The organism is Sphingorhabdus sp. 109 (assembly GCF_902506555.1).
Classification (GTDB): domain Bacteria; phylum Pseudomonadota; class Alphaproteobacteria; order Sphingomonadales; family Sphingomonadaceae; genus Parasphingorhabdus.
Map to the genome: position 1 here is coordinate 748,776 of NZ_LR732707.1, position 19,439 is coordinate 768,214.

The window sequence follows — 19,439 nt, forward strand, 5'->3', positions numbered from 1 at the left end:
CATGACCGCGTATAAAACCGGAAGTTTCCTGAGATGTGGAGCCGCCATCCTGCCGTTGACGGGATTGGCTGTTCCCGCCGTCGAAGCGCGCGAACGCGAGGCCGATGTGGCGCCCTATATCGAAATTCAGCAGATCCTGGTCGCCGACCTGAAGGACGGCAGCGATGTGCTGACCTATACGTCGGTTGCCGCCGGTGTCGACACGTCGCTGCAGACACGCGGGGCCGAGGCCCAGGTGAATGTCCGTTACGAACGCCGGTTTTTCTACGAGGACAATTTGGGTGATGAGGATATCATAACCGGTCTTGCCCGTGGCAGCGTGCAGGTCGTTCCGAATCTGCTGGCACTGGAAGCCGGTGCTTTTGCGGCCCGGAGCCGCGTCGATCTGCGCGGCGAAGCACCGAGCAATACGGTGGGCAATATCGACAATGTGACGCAGGTATATTCCGTATATGCCGGTCCGTCCCTCTCGACCCGGGCAGGTGCTCTGGATGTGAATGCCGGCTACCGTATCGGTTATACAAAGGTAGAGGATGAAACGGCCGGGGTCCTGCCCGCCGGACAGGTCCCGGTCGATATATTCGACGATAGTGTCAGCCATTCCGCCAATGCCAGCGTAGCTATGCAGCCGGGCGATCTGCCCTTTGGCTGGAGCGTCGGTGCCGGTTGGCAACGCGAGGATGGCAGCCAGCTGGATCAGCGGTTTGAAGGAAAGCAGGTCCGCGCAGATGTGACGGTGCCGGTTTCGCAAACCCTGGCTGCGGTCGGTGGCATTGGCTATGAAGATATCGAAATTTCGGAACGGGATGCCGTGCGGGATACCGACGGTGTTCCGATCATCGGCGATGACGGACGCCTTGTCACCGATACAAGCTCGCCGCGATTGCTGTCCTATGATCAGGACGGGATATATTGGGACGTCGGTGTGCTGTGGCGGCCAAGCCGGCGCACTTCGCTCGAGGCACGGGTCGGTCAGCGCTATGGCAGCGAAACCTATCACGGCAATTTTGCCTATCAGCCCAACCAGAATACAGCGCTTAATATCTCGGTCTATGACACGGTTTCGGGATTCGGCAATCTGCTCAACGACAACCTGTCGAGCCTGGGCACCAGCTTTACCAGCACCCGCAACCCGCTCAGTGGTGAACTGAACGGCTGTGCCTTCGGCCCGACGAGCAGCCTGTGCTTCAATGATGTGCTGCAATCCGCTGCGTCTTCTTCGTTCCGCGCGCGAGGTATCAACGGGCAGCTTACCTACAATCACGGCGGATGGAATACCGGCCTCGGAGTCGGCTATGCGCGCCGCCGCTATTTTGCCTCGCAGCTGGGTTCGGTCTCGGCCATAGACGGTCTGATTGACCAGAATTATTATGCCAACCTGACCATCGGTCGCGACCTCGACCGCTATTCCAGCTTCGATGCCAATGTTTACGCCAATCTGCTCGACAGCGGCTTCGCCAATGCGCCCAATGTTCTGGGCGTGGGAGCCAATGCGGCTTATTATCGCCAGATATTGCCCCGCCTGCAGGGCACAGCGGCAGTCGGTCTCGACAGCTATCAGCAAGACGGGTTCGACAGCGAGCTTACCGCTTCCGCTCTTCTGGGACTCAGATATGATTTTTAACCAATTCATCACCGCCGTTGACCGGAGACACGCGCATGTATGACACATTCTATGGATTGAACGGCCGGCCTTTTCAGCTGACCCCCGATCCGCATTTCTATTTTGAAAGCCTGACACACCGCAAGGCATTGTCCTATCTGGGCTACGGCCTTGCGCAGGGCGAGGGCTTTATCGTCATCACTGGCGATGTCGGTGCGGGCAAGACTACTTTGGTCAGCCATCTGATGGCGACGATCGACAAGGCGCGTCTGACCGCGGCCAATATTGTCACGACCAAGCTGGACAGCGAGGATATCGTACGGGTTGCTGCCAATCATTTCGATATCAACACCGATCATATGGACAAGGCCCAGTTGCTGAGTGCGTTTGAAGAGTTTCTGCACGCCGAAGCGCGTGCCGGGCGCCGGTGCTTGCTGATCGTCGATGAATCGCAAAACCTTCCTGCCGGCGCGCTGGAGGAACTCCGGATGCTGTCCAATTTTCAGCTGGGTGGGCAGGCTTTGCTGCAGATATTCCTGCTCGGCCAGCCAGAATTCCGCGATATGCTGCAGAATTCCAACCAGCTGGAGCAATTGCGCCAGCGGGTGATCGCGCACCATCATCTCGAACCGATGGATGCCGAAGAGATCGAACCTTATGTCACGCACCGGCTGTCCAAATGCGGCTGGTCGGGACGGCCGAAGATTACATCGAGCGTATTCCGCCTGCTGTACTCCGAGACCAATGGTGTACCGCGCAAAATAAACGCATTGATGAGTCGTATCCTGTTGATGGGATCAATCGAGCATGCGGAGATGATCGACCAGCCGATGGTCGAGCGGGTGCTTGCCGACCTGAAAGGTGAAAACGTGGAAATTGCCGCGCCACCAACGGCACCAGCCGCGCCGAAAAATCCGTTGTGGGAAAAACCCCGGAAGGCCCAGGACGCGAGCGCTGATGCGGTGGCCAAAACTCCGGCACCGCAATCTGCTCCCGCTCCCGTACCTGCTGCTGCACCTGCACCTGCACCGGCACAGGAGCACGAAGTGGTCAATTTCAGGGCTCCCGAAGCATCGCCGACCGCGCCGCTGAAAACCGCAGAAGTCCAGGCGGCACCGGAACCGAAACCGGCAGCACCAGTTGCGGCTCCGGCTGTTTCAGAGGTTGCGGATTCAGAGGTTGCGGACAAGGCGATGATCCAGCGCCTCGATGCACTGGCGAAACAGCTGTCGCTGATGGAAGCGCGGATGAATGATCAGGAAGCTAATCTGCACCGCGTCTTGACGTTGCTGGTAGAATGGGTCGAGAACGATGTCCGGAGCAAGGAAAGCTATGTCAATGCGGGACGTGCGGCCTGAATCGTTCGCCAGGGCGAGAGAAGCGGATGCTTTGCTCAATGCCATGTCGGTGGATATCGAGGACTGGTTTCAGGTGGGAGCCTTCGAGACGGTCATTGATCGCGCCGACTGGGATCAGCTGGAGCACCGCGTAGAACGCAACAGCCATGCGGTGCTGGCGTTGTTCGACGAAGCCGGCATCAAGGCCACTTTTTTCATTCTTGGCTGGGTCGCAGAGCGCTATCCCGCGCTGATGCAGACGATTGCCGATGCCGGTCACGAAATCGCCAGTCACGGCTATGATCATGCGCGTGTGTTCAACCTTTCACCGGACCAGTTCCGGGCCGATCTGGACCGCAGTCGCAAGATACTCGAGGACAGTTCGGGCCAGCAGGTCATCGGCTATCGTGCTCCCAGTTTCTCGATCGACCAGCGGACACCCTGGGCGCACGAGATACTGGCCGAAGAAGGCTATATCTATTCTTCCAGCGTCGCACCCATTTCCCACGATCATTATGGCTGGTCGGAATCGCCCCGCTTTGCCTGGAAGCCGGTCGATCAGTCCGATCTGATCGAATTGCCGGTGACCACGGTTGCGGTCGGCAGCCGTCGCTTCGCTGCTGGCGGAGGCGGGTTTTTCCGGCTCTTGCCTTATGCATTGTATGAGCGGTCGATCAGGAAGATGCAGCGCGATGACGGGCATGGAGCGATTTTCTACTTCCATCCGTGGGAAATCGATCCCGATCAGCCGCGCGTTGCCGACGCCCCGCTACGATCGAAATTCCGTCATTATACCAATCTGGGCTCGATGCGCGCCAAGCTGCTGCGGGCCGGACGGGATTTTAGCTGGGGCAGGATCGACGAGCTGGCGGCACTGGAAGCGGAGCGGATGGGATGAACATGGCCTTCAAACCAGCATCCTTGTCAATCCGTATTTTGGAACGGGACGACGCCAATGAACTGGCCCGGATCGACGCCTTTGTGCACGCGGCCCCGGAAGGCACGCCCTTTCACCGACCGGCGTGGTTGCAGGCGGTCAGCAAGTCTTGCGGTCATGAGTGGCGCTATCTGCTCGCCGAAGACAGCGGCGGGCAGCTGCGGGGTGTCTTGCCGCTCAATCTAATTCATTCGGCGCTGTTCGGCCGGGCCCTGACGTCGTCCGGTTTCGCGGTTGGCGGCGGTATTCTCGCGGACAATGATCAGGCAGTCCAGCTGCTCGCCGAGGAAGCGTGGCGGCTTGCCAGGCGCGGCAGTTTCCCCAGCGTCGAGCTGCGCGGCGGCCCCGTGCCGGACGGACCGTGGCAGTGCAAAGAAGATGTCTATGCCGGCTTTGTAACGGAACTGGCTGATGATGCGGAAAGCCAGTTGCTTGCCATCCCCCGGAAACAGCGCGCCGAGATCCGCAAGGGGCTGAAGAACGACCTGACCGTGCGCATAGGGACAACGCGGCAGGACCGGGACGACCATTATGCCGTCTATGCCGAAAGCGTCCGCAATCTCGGTACACCGGTATTTCCGCAGGCGCTGTTCGATGCCGTACTCGACGCCTTCGGCACGGCTGCCGATATTCTGACAGTGCTCTGCGACGGGGCTCCGGTGGCCAGTGTCCTTAGCCTTTATCATCGCGGAACAGTGATGCCCTACTGGGGCGGCGGGACATGGGATGCGCGGCGGGTCCGGGCCAATGAGATCATGTATTATGAACTGATGAACCATGCCCGCGAACGGGGATGTACATCGTTCGACTTCGGTCGCTCAAAATATGGCACCGGCGCCTTTTCGTTCAAGAAGAACTGGGGGTTTGAACCGCGCCCGCTCTCTTATGCAACGCGCACCGCCGATGGTGTGGACGCTCGCGATGTCAACCCGATGAGTCCCAAATACCGGATGCAGGTCGCGCTGTGGCAGCAGTTGCCTCTGTGGTTTGCCAACCGGCTCGGGCCTCTTATCGCCAGGGGCCTGGGCTGATGGGCGAGATATTGTTTCTTACTCATCGGGTCCCGTGGCCGCCGAACCGCGGCGACAAGATCCGGTCACACCATTTCCTGCAGAAGTTGATGGATCGCGCGCCGGTTCATGTCGCCTGTTTTGCCGAAGACGAGGGGGAAAGGCAGGCCGGCTGGGAGCGCAATTCGGAACTGGCATCCAGCAAGATTGTCTTGCGAACCAAGCCGCAATGGCTTGGTGGGGTGGAGGCGATATTGTCCGGCAAGCCGGTTTCACTGACCTGTTTTGACAATGCCGAAATCCGCGCCTTCGTCGCGCGGGTGATCGGGACGCGCCCGATTGACTGTATCTTCGTATTTTCCGGCCAGATGGCGCAATATATTCCGATCGATTTTGCCGGCCGGGTGGTGATGGACTTTGGCGATGTCGACAGCGCGAAATTTGAAAGCTACGCGGAAGACGGTACGGGCCCGATGGCCTGGATCCACCGTCGGGAAGGGCGATTGCTGAGCGTGTTCGAGAAAGAGATTGCCGGACGCGCTGACCATGCTCTGTTTGTCAGCGAAGCCGAGGCTCACCTCTTCCGTCAGCGTTCGGGTCTGGGCGATGACCGCGTGGGAGCGATGGGCAACGGGATCGATCTGGAATTTTACGATGCGTCGGACGCACATCCGGCTGATCTCGGCCATCGCGGCCCGATGATCCTTTTCACCGGCCAGATGGACTATCAGCCGAATGTGCAGGCGGTCCAGAGTTTCAGTAGGCAGGTCATGCCGGCCATTCTCTCTCGCTTTCCGGAGGCGCGCTTTGCCATTGCCGGGCGGGCGCCGGCCGACAAGGTCAGGCAACTTGACGGCAAGAACGGTACAATCGTGGTCGGTGCGGTCGATGATATCCGCAGCTGGATTGTTGCTGCTGATGTCGTGGTTGCGCCGCTCAGAATCGCGCGGGGTATCCAGAACAAGGTCCTCGAGGCGATGGCGATGGCGAAGCCTGTGGTGGCATCCGGCTGTGCGGCGGAGGGCATTGACGCGATCGACGGCGAGCATTTTCTGATCGCACGGTCGGTGGATGAAGAAGCATCGCTGGTGTGCGGCTTGCTTCAGAATTCCGGCGAGGCCAGACAGCTGGGAGAGCGGGCGAAGCAGCTGATTCATGCGCGTTATTCATGGAAGAGGCAGCTTGCAGACCTGCCAGCCCTATGTGGCCTGCCCACTGCGGTGACGGCAGGGGTCGCCGCATGACGACCGCATTGGCCGATCATTTCGAAAGCCGCAAAGCGCCCGTGGTGCCCGCTTCGCTCTGGTCCACGCATCTGAGATTTCTGGCCTTTGCCAGCCTGGCCATATTGGTCATCTTCTGGCGTGATGCCGTCGATATGGTCCGTACATGGTGGACCATATCGACCTATAATCATTGCCTGCTGATCGTGCCGATTCTCTATTGGCTGGTGCAGCAGCGGCGGGAGGAACTGGCAAAGCTGAGGCCGGAAATCTGGCTGCCGGGCCTGTTCCTGACCGGCATTGCAGCGTTCGGATGGTTGATGGGAGAGGCGGCAGGCGTCGCTCTTGCCCGTCACCTCGGGTTATTGATGATGCTGCAGGGGGCTGTTGTTACACTGCTTGGCCCGACCGTGGCGCGCGGACTCATATTCCCGATGGCTTTCAGTTTTTTCCTTGTACCTTTCGGCGAAGAGTTCGTGCCCTTCCTGCAGATGGTCACCGCAAAGCTGTCGATGGCCATTCTCGGCTGGGCTGACATCCCGGCCTTTATCGACGGCATTTTCATATCGACACCGACCGGCTATTTCAGAGTGGCCGAGGCCTGCTCCGGCATCGAGTTCCTGATCGCGATGATCGCTTATGGCGCGCTGGTCAGCAACGTCTGTTTCCAGAGTTGGAGCCGCCGTATCCTGTTCATGATCGCCGCGTTCATCGTGCCGATCCTTGCCAATGGAGTCCGTGCTTTCGGCACCATCTATATTGCCCATCATACATCGCTCGACTTCGCGGTCGGCTTCGATCACATTTTTTACGGCTGGTTCTTTTTTGCTTTCGTGCTGATCCTGCTGATGGCGATCGGCTGGCCCTTCTATGATCGCAAGATCGACGACCCGATGATTGATGGTGATGCCTTGGCCAGCCATCAGAATGTCCCGGTACGCGCGCAAAAACCGATGAAACCGGTGCAGGCGATGGCGGCAATGGGGGTTGTCGTGCTGGTGCCAGTGCTCTGGATATCGGTACTGGAAGCGCAGGATTCGGTTGTGCCGGATAGCATTAGCTTGCCGAACGTGGCGGGTTGGGAGAGGGTCGATTATCAACCGCTCTACCCCTGGCAACCCCGCTTTGACGGCGCCAGTCACCAGCTGCTCGGACGCTACCGTAACGTCTCGACCGGCATGCACGTCGATCTCTCTGTAGCGGTTTATGATCGTCAGGAAGAAGGACGCGAGATTGTCGGCTATGGACAGGGCGCGCTTGTTCCGGAGACCGGATGGTCGCGCAACCGCGCCCTAGCTGCGCCCGTGGGCGCGTCTGCGGTCGAGCTGATCGCACCGGGACCGGTGGTGCGCGACGTTGTCAGCTTTTACCGCATTGGCGGCAAGCTCACCGGCAGTGGCTCGGTAGTGAAGATCGAGACGGTGAAGAGCAAGCTGTTCGGCGGCCCTCAGCAGGCCGTTGCGATACTGCTCTCTTCCGAAACGAAGCGCGAACAATCACCACTGGTTGCGATCAACGCATTTCTCGATGATCTGGGGCCGGTCGACAAAGTGGCTGACGCGATGGCGGGGCTGCGCTAGGGCGCATCTATGTGCGGCATTGCAGGTATATTTCATTTGGAGACGGCGAAACCGGTCGATCCCGATCGGCTGCGCAAGATGACCGACAGCATCGCACATCGCGGCCCGGACGGATTGGGTATCTGGACCGCACCGGGCGTCGGGCTTGGCCATCGCAGACTGTCGATCATCGATCTGGAAGGCGGCGCGCAGCCGATGCTGACGGCCGACGAAGCGCAGGTGCTCAGTTTCAACGGTGAGATATACAACTTCCGCGAGGTTCGGGCCGAGCTGGAGGGGCTGGGCCACCAGTTTGCGACCAGTAGTGACAGCGAGGTCATCCTCTATGCCTGGCGGCAATGGGGCGTCGAGTGCCTGAAGCGGCTGAACGGCATGTTTGTTTTCGCGCTCTACGACCAGCGCAGCCGCCAATTGTTTCTGGCCCGCGACCGGCTTGGCGTGAAGCCGTTGTTCTACGCGCGGGTTTCCGACGGCAGCATATTGTTCGGTTCGGAACTGAAAGCCTTGCTCGCCAATTCCTTGCTGCGCCGCGAGTCCAATTTGCGAGCGGTCGATGACTATCTCGCCTTTGGCTATGTCCCGGACCAGACTTCGCTTCTGAAGGGCGTGAAGAAGCTGCCTGCCGGGCATTATCTTTTGCTCGAGCAGAGCAGGCCGGAACCGGCACCGGTGCAATATTGGGATATGGATTTCAGCCAGCGACACAAGGCTTCGGCAAGTGCGCTGGAAGAGGAGCTGGTGAACCTGCTCAAACAGGCCGTAGGCTCGCGGATGGTTGCGGATGTGCCGCTGGGCGCCTTTCTGTCCGGCGGGGTTGACAGCAGCGCCGTGGTCGCGCTGATGGCGGAGCACAGCCGGCGGCCGGTCAAGACCTGTTCGATCGGTTTCGACCAGCAGTCGCTCGACGAGACCGGCTATGCCCGACAGGTCGCGGAACGATTCCGGACCGATCATCGCAAACGCATTGTGGCGGCGGATGATTTCGGCCTGATCGATACGCTCGCCGACCATTTCGACGAACCCTTTGCCGATGCCTCTGCTTTGCCCACCTACCGGGTGTGCGAACTGGCGCGCGAGACCGTCACGGTGGCGCTGTCCGGAGATGGTGCCGACGAGGCAATGGCAGGCTATCGCCGCCATGTGTTTCACCATGCCGAAGAGCGGGTGAGGGGGCTATTGCCACAATCTTTTCGCGGACCGGCCTTTGGCTGGCTGGGATCGGTCTATCCCAAGGCCGACTGGGCCCCGCGTCCGTTTCGCGCCAAGTCGACTTTGCTCTCGCTGGCCCGGACCGGGCCGGAAGGCTATGCCGAGGCGGTTGGCGTGACCACGCCATCTGGACGCCGGCGCATCTATTCCGACCGCATGCGCAGCGATCTTGGCGACTATCAGGCCGAGCAGCGGATGATCGACCTGATGGACAAGGCACCGGCGCAGAACGGACTCGACCAGGCGCAATATGCCGATATGAAAATGTGGCTGCCGGGCGATATATTGACCAAGGTCGACCGGACCAGCATGGCGGTCGGACTGGAAGCGCGCGAACCGTTACTCGACTACCGGCTGATGGAATTTGCCGCTAGGCTGCCGACCAATTTGCGGGTGCGCAAGGGGCAGGGCAAATATCTGCTGAAAAAATCGATGGAACATTATCTTCCGAACGATATTCTCTATCGGCCGAAAATGGGTTTCGTGACGCCGATCGCGCAATGGTTTCGCGGTCCGCTGGCCGAGACGGCGCGGGACATAGCCAGTGGCGGCAATCTGGCGCGGACCGGCTGGTTTGACAGCAAGGCCATGCGCACGGTCGCCGATGACCATATTGCCGGACGCTCGGACAACAGCCGCTTGCTGTGGCAGCTGCTGATGCTCGACAGGTCGCTGTCGCGGTTGTTTGGTCTATAGTATTCCTGCGTAGGCAGGAATCCATCTCTCGCCAGTGCGTCCGTTTGCTCCGGTCCGAGATGGGCCCCTGCCTGCGCTGGGGCACGGTCATTCCGGATAGATGGCTTCGACAAAATAGAGACCATCGGGCGGGGCGTTGAAGCCGAGCGCATTGCGGTCTCTCGCTTTCAGCGCGTTTTTCAGATCCACCGTGGTCCATTTGCCCGTGCCGACCAGTTTCAGACAGCCGACGATCGAGCGAACCTGATGATGCAGGAAAGAGCGGGCGGCGACCTCGACTTCAATTTCCTCGCCGAAGCGGCTGACCGATATGCTGTCGAGCGTCTTGACCGGGCTTTGCGCCTGGCAATGGACCGAGCGGAATGTGGTGAAGTCGTGCTGGCCGGTCAGCGCCTGCGCCGCGTTGTGCATGGCGTCGCTGTCGAGCGCCGGGGCAACCTGCCAGCTCAGCCCGCGGTCGAAGGTCAGCGGCGCGCGGCGGTTGGTAATCTTGTAGAGATAGCGCCTGCCCTCGCAGGCGAAGCGGGCGTGCCATTCCTCGTCGACAATGTCGCAGGCCAGTACCGCCACCGGATGGGGGCGCAGGCCGGCATTGATGCCTTCGCTCAGCCGGAAGGGTGTCAGCTTTGTATCCAGATCGAAATGCGCGCGCATCGCCAGCGCGTGGACGCCCGCGTCGGTTCTGCCCGCAGCAAAAACCCGGATGTCCTGACCGGTGATCTTGTGGATCGCCTGTTCGACCGCCTGCTGGACGCTGGGGCCGTGATCCTGATGCTGCCAGCCCATGAACGGGCGGCCGTCATATTCCAGTGTGATCGCGAAGCGGGTCATTGCAATTTGGTCCCCTTCGGGATTTTTGTACCGTTGAGAAAGGCCTTGAGGTCCATCGCCGGTTTGCCCGCTTTCTGGATGACTTCCGGCTGGATCGATCCGGTACCGCAGCCGATGAGCAATTGATCGTCCAGAGTTTCGCCTGGCGTACCTGCGGCATCGCGGACTTGCGCCGCGAGAATCTTGTAGCGATTTGCCTCATATTCAAAAAAGGCGCCGGGAACAGGCGTGAAGGCCCTGATCTGGCGTTCGACCTGTGCGGCAGACTGTGCCAAGTCCAGACGCGCTTCCGGTTTCTCGATCTTCCTCGCATAGGTAGCCAGATCATCATCTTGCACTTCGGCAGGATAATCAGCCGGCGACGCCAGATATTGCACCATCAGCTCCGCGCCGGTTCTCGCCAGTTCCCCGGTCAGTTCACCGGCCGTCTTGCCATCGACCGGGGTGATCGATTTCAGCAGCATCGGTCCGGTGTCCAGACCCGCTTCCATCTGCATGATGGTGATTCCGGTTTTTTCATCGCCCGCCAGAATGGCACGCTGCACCGGCGCTGCGCCGCGCCAGCGGGGAAGCAGCGAGCCGTGGATATTGAGGCAGCCCATTTTCGGCGCGTCCAGTATCGCCTGCGGCAGGATGAGGCCGTAAGCAGCAACAACAGCGACATCCAGATCAAGCGCGGCAAAGGCGGCCTGTTCTTCTTCGCTTTTCAGCGACACCGGCGTCCGCACTTCGATCCCCAGATCTTCCGCCAGACGCTGGACGGGGGAGGGGGACAGCTTCTTGCCGCGTCCGGCGCGGCGCGGAGTCTGCGAGTAGACGGCGGCAATCTCGTGCCCCGCTTCGTGCAATGCCTGCAGCGCCGGTACGGCAAAATCGGGGGTCCCCATGAAGGCGATGCGCAGGGATTTATTGCCGGACGTCATAAACTATCTTCCAAATAAGTGATCCGCTTCCGGCTCGACCACGACGAGATCGGCTCGCGGTGTTGCAGGGCAGGCATTTTCTGCTTGGCAGTTTTGTGCGGCTGCTCCTAATGACTATGCCATGGCATCGCAAGAGATCGAAAATCTGGTTCAGGCCCTCGCCAAGCTTCCCGGTCTGGGCCCGCGCTCGGCGCGCCGCGCGGTTCTGTATCTGCTGAAACGTCCGGAAACGGCGATGAAGCCGATTCTGGCGGCGATGGAACGGGTTGATCAGCAACTGGTGACCTGCACGATTTGCGGTAATGTCGACACTCTGGATCCCTGCCAGATTTGCAGCGATCCGCGACGCGACGACAAATCCATCTGCGTGGTCGAGGAGGTTTCCGACCTATGGGCGCTGGACAGATCGCGGCTTTTCCCCGGAAAATTCCATGTGCTCGGCGGGAAATTGTCGGCGCTTGACGGTGTGCGGCCGGAAGACATCGGGATCGATACCCTGATCCGTCGGGTCGAGGCCGGGGGTGTGGATGAGGTGGTGCTGGCGATGAACGCCACGCTCGAGGGGCAGACCACCGCCCATTATATTGCCGAGCGGTTGGAAAATTATCCGATCCGGCTCAGTCAGTTGTCGCACGGCATACCGGTGGGTGGCGAACTGGATTATCTCGACGAAGGCACTTTGGCGCAAGCGTTGCGGTCTCGAAGGCCGGTGCATAGCGACTAGATTACTTTCAATCCGTTTGCAGCAGGCCGGGGGAAAGCCTGTTCCCCCGCCGAAACTCCCGGTTGCGATTATCGGGTGAGCGAGAATAAACGGCTTTTGGATCAAGCCTCTATGGAGCGTATTTTGCGCCAGTCCGGCTTTGCAACCGTAGAAACCGGCTATTCGCGCCACGGTCTCATTCTTTCGCAAGACGCGTCAAATCGACAATAAAGCAACAGTTGCTGGAAAATTGACGCAACGCCCGCCGATTTGGCTATCAAATGTAAAATCGATGGCTATCATAAGCGATAGTATAAAAAGAAGTTTTCAGGAGAGCATGTCATGAAACCAGCATTGAAGCTGTCTGCCTGCGCGTTCGCGGTGGCGGCAATCGCAACCGCCCCCGTATATGCGCAGACGCAACCCGAATCGACCGATCAGGCCAGCGGGAGTGATCAGGGCAATTATGATGACAATGTGATTGTGGTCACCGCGCAGGGCCGGGCACAGGTTCTGTCCGATGTTCCGATCGCCGTTTCCGCCATCGGCGCGGAGCAATTGCAGCAAAGCGGTACCAGCGATATCCGCGAGCTCAACCAGCTGGCGCCATCATTGCTGGTTTCATCGACCGGTAACGAGGCCAATGGTTCCGCGCGAATTCGCGGCATCGGTACCGTGGGTGACAATCCCGGTCTGGAAAGTTCGGTGGCTGTATTCGTTGATGGCGTTTATCGTTCGCGTAGCGGTAATGCGCTGAGTGAACTGGGTCCGATTGAGCGGATCGAGGTGCTGCGGGGACCACAAGGTACGCTGGGCGGACGCAATTCGTCCGCCGGGATGATCAGCATCACCACGGCGGCGCCCGAATTCCGGTTCTCCGGACATGCGTCCGCCACCTACGGTAATTATGACCAGATTCGTCTGGAAGGCGGCATAAACGGGCCATTGAGCGATACGATCGCCGCCCGCATCGATGGCGTTTATCTGAAGCGTGACGGTTTTTACAACGATGTGGTGAACGGGACCGATGTCAACAACAAAGACCGCTATCTCGTCCGTGGACAGTTGTTGTTCGAACCCAATGACGGTCTGACCGTGCGCGTGATTGGCGACTATTCCAAGAAAGACGAGTCCTGCTGTGCAGCGACTTTTGTGCAGCCGGAATTTGCCCAGCAGGCGCGGGTGAGCGTAGGTCTCGACCCTTTCACGCTGCCATCACCCGGAGCACCGGCTCTGACCGATGCGTCCAACCCGATCATTCCGGTGCTGCTGGCTCTGGGACAGAACAGCAACGCTCTGAATCAGAGCACGTTTAACCGTGATATATACGTCACGCCCGGTCGGTCCTATGCTGGCGAAACGGAAGATTTTGGCGCTTCGATCGAGGTCAATGCGGAACTTGGCGCGCTGAACCTGACATCGATTACCGGATATCGCGAATATTCAAACTTCCAGGCTTCCGACACGGACTACACGCAGATAGATATCCTGTACCGCGAGCCGAACAAAAATGCCGGAGCCCGGGAGTTCAAGACCTTCACCCAGGAACTGCGGTTGCAAGGCTCGGCCTTTGACGACAAGCTCGACTGGCTGATCGGTGGATTTTACGCGAATGAAAAGCTTGAAACGCGGGATAATCTCCGCTTCGGTTCGCAATATGGAGCGTTCGCGCCCTGTCGGATCGTCAATGCGGTCAATCCCGCCCTTGCGTCGCCGACCAGCACAGGTTGTCTGAGCGCCGGGGGCAGGGCTGCATTGCAGGCTGCAAATGGAGGAGCGGGGGCATTCGGAGCTGCCACGCCGCTGATTTTCGCCGGTCTGGATAATCTGGCGCAGATCAACGACAAGGGAACTGTGCTCGATGTCTATAATCAGAAGAGCGAGAATTTTGCGTTCTTCACGCATAATATCTTCCATGTCACCGACAATCTCGATCTGACACTTGGGCTGCGCTATACCAACGAGACCAAGGATTTTAACGCCGCCTTCTCCAACGACAATACGATGTGCCCGATCCAGCGTTCGCTGTTCACACCGCTGCTTTCCGGACCGTTGGCCGGATTGGCCGGCGGCCTGATTGGGCTGTCCTGTCAGGGCAATTCCACCGCCGAGCTGGACGGGGTTACGCTGAGCGACAGCCGGAGCGAAAGCGAATTTACCGGTACCGCGATCCTGTCCTACAAGCCGACCGACGATCTGCTGATTTACGGCAGCTACTCGCGTGGTTACAAGGCTGGCGGATTCAACCTCGACCGGTCTGCGCTGACCAGCTCGACGCTAGGCAATCCCGCATTGACCGGCGACACCGCCAATCTCCAGTTTGACCAGGAGACGGTGGATGCATTTGAAATTGGTGCGAAATATACGAGCCGGGAGTTTTCGCTGAGCGTTGCTGCCTTCCGTCAGCAGTTTGACAATTTTCAGCTCAACACGTTCAACGGTTCGGTCTTTCTCGTCCAGAACATCAATGCCTGCAGCACGGATCTGAACGGTGCAGACACTGATGCCGACGGTACAACCGGCAATTGCAGCGCAGATGATGTCAAATATGGCGTTGTCGCACAGGGCGTGGAACTGGAAGCATCGATCGACCCGGTCCGGCATGTCAATGTCACCATGGGTCTGACCTATACCGATACCAGCTATGAGAATGATCTGGTCGGCCGAGATGATGGTACTGCGCTGGATCCGGCTTTGCGGCTGCTGCCCGGCGACAATTTGTCGAACGCGCCTGAACTCACCGCCACGGCGTCGCTGTCCTATACGCCACCCATCGGCAATAGCGGGCTGACCGGCCTGTTCTATGTCAACGTCCGGACGACCAGCGATTATAACACCGGGTCCGACCTGCTATACGGCAAGGAACAGGACGGTTTCACGCTGGTCAATGCCCGCCTCGGCGTTCGCGGCCCGGATGACAGATGGGCAATCGAGGGCTGGGTCCAGAATTTGTTCGATGTCGACTATTCGCAGGTTGCGTTCAACACGCCCTTCGTCGCTTCGCAGCAGACCTATTCGGCGTTTCTAGCCGAACCAAGAACCTATGGTATCACCTTGCGGGGGCAGTTCTAGGCCAGAGCCTGGGAACTGACCAATGGAGGGCGTGCGGTTCGGTCAATGAACCGCACGCCCTTTTTGTTGTTTGCCTTGGAATTGCCGGCTATCCGGTAGCAGATTGCGGCGCTGTCTCGCGATGCGATCCGTTTTTCCCCCGGATGGCGAATAGCCGCGGAAACGAGAGCCCGATTCCGCGCAGCTTGACGAATCCCGGCAGAATCCCTAAATTTGGGACATGGCTATATTACCGATCCTAGAGGTGCCTGATCCGCGCCTGAAAACTGTGTCCGAACCCGTGACCGTGTTTGACGACGAACTGAAAACGCTGGTCAAGGACATGTTCGACACCATGTATGACGCGCCGGGCATCGGTCTGGCCGCGATCCAGGTCGGTGTGCCCAAGCGGGTGCTGGTGATTGATCTGCAGGAACCGGCGCCGCACGAGCATGAACATGGCGAACATTGCGACCATGACCATGGCGTGATCAATGATCCGCGCGTGTTCATCAATCCGGAAATTCTCGATCCGTCCGAGGATCTGAACGTCTATCAGGAAGGCTGCCTTTCGGTGCCTGACCAATATGCCGATGTCGAACGGCCCGCGACCATTACCGCGCGCTGGCAGGATGTCGAGGGCAAGCAATATGAAGAACAGATCGACGGTATGCTCGCGACCTGTCTGCAACACGAGATGGATCATCTCGAGGGCATTTTGTTCATTGACCATCTCTCGCGGCTGAAGCGGCAGATGGTGCTGAAGAAACTTGCCAAGCTGCGCAAGGAACATGGTATCGCGGCCTGATAGGCTCGAACGTCCTGTCTCATGCAGTTGCAACATTGCAAGCCTGAACGTGTTTCAGGGCCCCTTCGCATGACCATGGCACTGGAAGGTGAGGGGCTGTAGCTGCTCCGGCAGAGACGGCACGACGAGTATTGCCTATTGTGAGAAACACTCCTAGGTTCCCTTTTCGTTCTTATCGGAAAGAGAGTCATTTTGGACCCTGTCATTGTCATTTTCGCTATCGTCATTGCTCTTCTGGGCGGTCTGGCGCTTGGCTGGTTTATCGGCGGCAAGCCCGCCAAAGATGCCGCGCAGGCGACCAGAGAGGCGATACAGTCGGCCAAGGAAGCGGCACAGGCCACCGATGCCTTGCGGATAACGCTGGACGGGGTACGTGACGAACGCGACGCGGCGCGCACCGAACTGGCGGCGCTGCAGGCGGACGCGCGCAATCATGAAAAGCAGATGCGGCAGTTGATGGAGGCGAAAGAGGCACTGTCGGCGCAATTTTCCGAAATTGGCTCGAAAATGCTGGAAACCGCCCAGCGGCAATTTCTCGATCGCGCCGACCAGCGCTTTGACCAGGCCAGTGAAAAGGGTGGCGAGAAGATCGCCAAATTGCTGCAGCCGGTGCACGAACGGCTGGCAACCTATGAAGCCTCGATCAGCAAGATCGAGAAAGAACGGACCGAATCCTATGCCGGAATTACCGCCACTATCGAACAGGTGCGGCAGGGGCAGGACAGGGTGCAGCAGGAAGCGGCGCGCCTCGTCAACAGCCTCCGCAACGCGCCGAAATCACGTGGCCGCTGGGGCGAGCAACAGCTGAAAAATGTGCTCGAGACCTGTGGCCTGTCCGAACATACCGATTTCGTCACCGAACATAGTATCGACACAGATGAAGGCCGTCTGCGTCCCGATGCGGTGATCAATGTGCCAGGCGGACGCAAGCTGGTGATCGATGCCAAGGTTTCGCTCAATGATTATCAGGATGCGTTCGAGGCCGATGACGAAGACAGCCGCAGCTTCGCTATGGCGCGTCATTGCAATTCGATGAAAGCGCATATCGATGGCCTGTCGAAAAAGGCCTATTGGGACCAGTTTGAGGAAGCGCCGGACTATGTGATCATGTTCGTGCCCGGCGAGCATTTTCTCGCCGCCGCGCTTGAACATGAACCGGCCTTGTGGGACCATGCCTTCGAGAAGAAGGTGTTGCTGGCCACGCCGACCAATCTGGTCGCGATTGCGCGCACCGTGGCCGGTGTCTGGCGCCAGGAGAAGATGGCAGCCGAAGCCAAGCAGATCGGCCAGCTGGGCAAGGAAATGTATGACCGTCTGGCAACCGCCGGCGAACATCTCAAACGCATGGGCACGGGGCTCGGCAGCGCCGTCGGCAATTATAATAAATTCGTCGGCAGCTTCGAACGCAATGTCATGGCAACCGGTCGCAAGTTCGCCGAGCTGCAGATCGAAACGGGCAAGAAGGAACTGGACCCCGTGCCCGAGATCGAGGCGCTGCCGCGCTATAGCGAAGCGGTGGCCGAGAAACTGATCGAGGACGACCGGGATCCCGGCCAGAAAGCCGCAGAATAGGCTCTAGGCCGCAGGGCCTGCATCGCTCTCGGTAAAGGCGCCACCGCATCCGGTCAGCGTGCCATGTTCGCTGGCTTCGACCTTCACCGTATCGGCGTAGACGCGATCGCTCATGCCGTCGCTGCATTCCGCACCGGTCGTAATATAGATATTGATATTGTGCAGGTCGGAAAAGCCCTTGATCTCCCAGCCGTCATCGGTTTTCTTCATCCGCTGGACAGCAAGAGTGAAATCCTTCCCGTCCTGGGAGGTGAGCGCGATATCCTCTCCCTTGATATCGACGGTCCAGCCCGGTTCGGTGCCGACGGCGTTATAGTCACCCAGTTTTTCCTCGGCCACTGGCGGTTCTTCCGCAGGTGCGTCGCAGGCTGAAAGTGCCAGCACGGCGAGCGATGACAATATTGCTATTTTTTTCATATTTTTCCCCTCCGCGCGCAAGCTAACACAGAGAGGCGGAAGACGCCAAATTATCTCTGGCGGTTCTGGTTCAGCACCTCATAGGCCATGACCGAGGCAGCGACTGCCGCGTTGAGACTGTCGGCCTTGCCCATCATCGGCATCTTGACCAGCGTGTCGCAGGCGGCTTCATAGTCTTCCGGCAGACCCTGTGCCTCGTTGCCGATCAGCAGGAAGGTGGGCGATCGATATTGCACGGACTGATAGTCCTTGTCGGTGTTGAGGCTCGTCCCGACCAGTTCGCCGGGAGCTTCACGGAGCCAGCTCAGAAAATCGGGCCAGCGCGCCTGGGTGATCTGCTGGGTGAAAACCGCGCCCATGCTCGCCCGTACCGCTTCGACCGAAAAGGGATCAACGCAATCGTCGATCAGGATCAGCCCGCCCGCGCCCACCGCGTCTCCCGTGCGCAATATCGTCCCGAGATTGCCGGGGTCGCGCAGCGCCTGCGCCACCAGCCAGATATTTGAGTCTGATCGGTCCAGTTCCGCCAGCGCAACCGGATGGTCCGGATAGATGCCGATGATCGATTGCGGGTTTGATTTGCCGGAAAGCTTGGCGATAATGGCTTCGCTGGTTTCGATCACATCACCGCCAGCGGCCACCGTCGCGGCTTCTATTTGTTGCGCCAGCGGATGCAGTTCGACATCTTCCACCACGACGAGTATTTTCGGGGTTCTGCCGCTTTCCAGTGCTTCTGTCAGAATTCTGAGGCCTTCCGCGAGGAATAATCCCTCGCGCTTGCGATGCTTTTTCTCGCGCAGGCTTCGCAACCGCTTGATGGTCGGATTGGAAAAACCGGTAATCTGGTGGCGCATGGTTTCAGTCTTCGCCGAAACCGTCAAAGATCAGGCCCGCCAGTTTTTCCAGCGCGCTTTCTGCCTGGTCGCCGGATACTATGATCTCGACATGGTCGCCTTTGGCCGCGCCCAGCATCATCAACCCCATGATCGACGTGCCTGTCACTTCGGTGCCGTCCTTGGCAACCCGGACGTCGAGACCTTCCGGCAATTTGCTGACATAGGTTACAAATTTTGCGCTCGCCCGGGCATGCAGGCCGCGATTGTTTGTAATCTCTACAGTTTTACGGACTTCGCTCACGCATCGCTTCCCAATATTTCCGAAGCCACGCTGATATATTTTCTACCCGCTTCCTTGGCCGCGGCGATGGCGGACACGATGTCCATGCATTTGCGCGCGCCGTCGAGGCGAATCAGCATCGGCAAATTTACGCCGGCGATAACTTCGACCTTGCCTTTCTCCATGAGCGATATGGCGAGGTTGGAAGGTGTTCCGCCGAACAGGTCGGTCAGGATGATGACTCCGTCGCCGGAATCCACCTTGGCGACGCTGTCGGCAATTTCCTGGCGCCGTTCTTCCATGTCGTCGCGCGCACCGATGCCAATGGCGGCGATCGCCTTTTGCGCGCCGACCACATGTTCCATGGCGATGACAAACTCGGTGGCAAGATGCCCATGTGTGACGAGGACCAATCCAATCACT

17 protein-coding genes are annotated in these 19,439 nt (G+C 59.1%); 11 read left to right on the plus strand and 6 right to left on the minus strand.

Annotated elements, in window-relative coordinates:
* Nucleotide 1 precedes the first annotated feature (1 nt).
* The 7 genes from BOSE62_RS03660 to BOSE62_RS03690 are packed head-to-tail and all read left to right on the plus strand — an operon-like array spanning nt 2 to nt 9,595.
* A complete protein-coding gene (locus tag BOSE62_RS03660; RefSeq protein ID WP_159642168.1) occupies nt 2-1,624 on the plus strand; it encodes a hypothetical protein in 1,623 nt (540 codons plus the stop codon).
* Nucleotides 1,625-1,659: 35 nt separating this feature from the next.
* A complete protein-coding gene (locus tag BOSE62_RS03665; protein ID WP_159642169.1) occupies nt 1,660-2,961 on the plus strand; it encodes an XrtA/PEP-CTERM system-associated ATPase in 1,302 nt (433 codons plus the stop codon).
* The gene (locus BOSE62_RS03670; protein ID WP_201295707.1) at nt 2,942-3,838 is read left to right on the plus strand and encodes an XrtA system polysaccharide deacetylase; all 897 of its coding nucleotides are present in this window, start codon (nt 2,942-2,944) and stop codon (nt 3,836-3,838) included. The genes BOSE62_RS03665 and BOSE62_RS03670 overlap by 20 nt, the downstream gene beginning before the upstream one ends.
* A complete protein-coding gene (locus BOSE62_RS03675) occupies nt 3,835-4,908 on the plus strand; it encodes a FemAB family XrtA/PEP-CTERM system-associated protein (RefSeq protein ID WP_159642171.1) in 1,074 nt (357 codons plus the stop codon). Before BOSE62_RS03670 ends, BOSE62_RS03675 begins: the two co-directional genes overlap by 4 nt.
* Nucleotides 4,908-6,131, plus strand: coding sequence for a TIGR03087 family PEP-CTERM/XrtA system glycosyltransferase (locus tag BOSE62_RS03680; RefSeq protein ID WP_159642173.1), 1,224 nt, complete (start codon nt 4,908-4,910; stop codon nt 6,129-6,131). Before BOSE62_RS03675 ends, BOSE62_RS03680 begins: the two co-directional genes overlap by 1 nt.
* A complete protein-coding gene (gene xrtA / locus BOSE62_RS03685) occupies nt 6,128-7,690 on the plus strand; it encodes an exosortase A (protein WP_159642175.1) in 1,563 nt (520 codons plus the stop codon). Before BOSE62_RS03680 ends, xrtA begins: the two co-directional genes overlap by 4 nt.
* A gap of 9 nt (nt 7,691-7,699) precedes the next feature.
* Nucleotides 7,700-9,595, plus strand: a complete 1,896-nt coding sequence (locus BOSE62_RS03690) for an XrtA/PEP-CTERM system amidotransferase (RefSeq protein WP_159642177.1) — start codon at nt 7,700-7,702, stop codon at nt 9,593-9,595.
* An 87-nt stretch (nt 9,596-9,682) separates the two neighbouring features.
* Here BOSE62_RS03690 and truA read toward each other — a convergent pair whose 3' ends face one another.
* Both truA and fmt read right to left on the minus strand, forming a co-directional pair.
* Nucleotides 9,683-10,426 carry a tRNA pseudouridine(38-40) synthase TruA gene (gene truA / locus BOSE62_RS03695; protein WP_159642179.1) on the minus strand — a complete coding sequence of 248 codons (744 nt, stop codon included), beginning with the start codon at nt 10,424-10,426 and terminating at the stop codon, nt 9,683-9,685.
* Complete coding sequence (gene fmt / locus BOSE62_RS03700) at nt 10,423-11,328, minus strand: methionyl-tRNA formyltransferase (protein WP_159647880.1); 906 nt, start codon at nt 11,326-11,328, stop codon at nt 10,423-10,425. The genes truA and fmt overlap by 4 nt, the downstream gene beginning before the upstream one ends.
* 142 nt (nt 11,329-11,470) lie before the next feature.
* Here fmt and recR point away from each other — a divergent pair, with 142 nt between their 5' ends.
* The 4 genes from recR to rmuC all read left to right on the plus strand — a co-directional run bounded on the left by recR (nt 11,471) and on the right by rmuC (nt 17,483).
* A complete protein-coding gene (gene recR, locus BOSE62_RS03705) occupies nt 11,471-12,073 on the plus strand; it encodes a recombination mediator RecR (RefSeq protein WP_159642181.1) in 603 nt (200 codons plus the stop codon).
* A 321-nt stretch (nt 12,074-12,394) separates the two neighbouring features.
* Nucleotides 12,395-15,124: a TonB-dependent receptor gene (locus BOSE62_RS03710; RefSeq protein ID WP_159642183.1), complete on the plus strand. Its 2,730-nt coding sequence runs from the start codon at nt 12,395-12,397 to the stop codon at nt 15,122-15,124.
* Between the two features lie 220 nt (nt 15,125-15,344).
* On the plus strand, nt 15,345-15,911 hold the full coding sequence (gene def / locus BOSE62_RS03715) for a peptide deformylase (RefSeq protein ID WP_159642185.1): 567 nt from the start codon (nt 15,345-15,347) through the stop codon (nt 15,909-15,911).
* A gap of 192 nt (nt 15,912-16,103) precedes the next feature.
* Nucleotides 16,104-17,483 carry a DNA recombination protein RmuC gene (gene rmuC / locus BOSE62_RS03720; RefSeq protein ID WP_159642187.1) on the plus strand — a complete coding sequence of 460 codons (1,380 nt, stop codon included), beginning with the start codon at nt 16,104-16,106 and terminating at the stop codon, nt 17,481-17,483.
* A 3-nt stretch (nt 17,484-17,486) separates the two neighbouring features.
* Here rmuC and BOSE62_RS03725 read toward each other — a convergent pair whose 3' ends face one another.
* The 4 genes from BOSE62_RS03725 to BOSE62_RS03740 are packed head-to-tail and all read right to left on the minus strand — an operon-like array spanning nt 17,487 to nt 19,438.
* Complete coding sequence (locus tag BOSE62_RS03725) at nt 17,487-17,900, minus strand: COG3650 family protein (protein WP_159642189.1); 414 nt, start codon at nt 17,898-17,900, stop codon at nt 17,487-17,489.
* A 50-nt stretch (nt 17,901-17,950) separates the two neighbouring features.
* Complete coding sequence (locus tag BOSE62_RS03730; RefSeq protein WP_159642191.1) at nt 17,951-18,754, minus strand: TrmH family RNA methyltransferase; 804 nt, start codon at nt 18,752-18,754, stop codon at nt 17,951-17,953.
* Nucleotides 18,755-18,758: 4 nt separating this feature from the next.
* The gene (locus BOSE62_RS03735) at nt 18,759-19,037 is read right to left on the minus strand and encodes an HPr family phosphocarrier protein (RefSeq protein ID WP_159642193.1); all 279 of its coding nucleotides are present in this window, start codon (nt 19,035-19,037) and stop codon (nt 18,759-18,761) included.
* On the minus strand, nt 19,034-19,438 hold the full coding sequence (locus BOSE62_RS03740; protein ID WP_159642195.1) for a PTS sugar transporter subunit IIA: 405 nt from the start codon (nt 19,436-19,438) through the stop codon (nt 19,034-19,036). The genes BOSE62_RS03735 and BOSE62_RS03740 overlap by 4 nt, the downstream gene beginning before the upstream one ends.
* Between the last annotated feature and the right edge of the window lies 1 nt (nt 19,439).

Excerpts from the sequence above, each read along its gene's own strand:
- BOSE62_RS03660 (WP_159642168.1), top strand. The coding sequence starts at position 2 with ATGACCGCGTATAAAACCGGAAGTTTCCTGAGATGTGGAGCCGCCATC.
- BOSE62_RS03665 (WP_159642169.1), top strand. The coding sequence starts at position 1,660 with ATGTATGACACATTCTATGGATTGAACGGCCGGCCTTTTCAGCTGACC.
- BOSE62_RS03670 (WP_201295707.1), top strand. The coding sequence starts at position 2,942 with ATGCGGGACGTGCGGCCTGAATCGTTCGCCAGGGCGAGAGAAGCGGAT.
- BOSE62_RS03675 (WP_159642171.1), top strand. The coding sequence starts at position 3,835 with ATGAACATGGCCTTCAAACCAGCATCCTTGTCAATCCGTATTTTGGAA.
- BOSE62_RS03680 (WP_159642173.1), top strand. The coding sequence starts at position 4,908 with ATGGGCGAGATATTGTTTCTTACTCATCGGGTCCCGTGGCCGCCGAAC.
- xrtA (WP_159642175.1), top strand. The coding sequence starts at position 6,128 with ATGACGACCGCATTGGCCGATCATTTCGAAAGCCGCAAAGCGCCCGTG.
- BOSE62_RS03690 (WP_159642177.1), top strand. The coding sequence starts at position 7,700 with ATGTGCGGCATTGCAGGTATATTTCATTTGGAGACGGCGAAACCGGTC.
- truA (WP_159642179.1), bottom strand. The coding sequence starts at position 10,426 with ATGACCCGCTTCGCGATCACACTGGAATATGACGGCCGCCCGTTCATG.
- recR (WP_159642181.1), top strand. The coding sequence starts at position 11,471 with ATGGCATCGCAAGAGATCGAAAATCTGGTTCAGGCCCTCGCCAAGCTT.
- BOSE62_RS03710 (WP_159642183.1), top strand. The coding sequence starts at position 12,395 with ATGAAACCAGCATTGAAGCTGTCTGCCTGCGCGTTCGCGGTGGCGGCA.
- def (WP_159642185.1), top strand. The coding sequence starts at position 15,345 with ATGGCTATATTACCGATCCTAGAGGTGCCTGATCCGCGCCTGAAAACT.
- BOSE62_RS03725 (WP_159642189.1), bottom strand. The coding sequence starts at position 17,900 with ATGAAAAAAATAGCAATATTGTCATCGCTCGCCGTGCTGGCACTTTCA.
- BOSE62_RS03730 (WP_159642191.1), bottom strand. The coding sequence starts at position 18,754 with ATGCGCCACCAGATTACCGGTTTTTCCAATCCGACCATCAAGCGGTTG.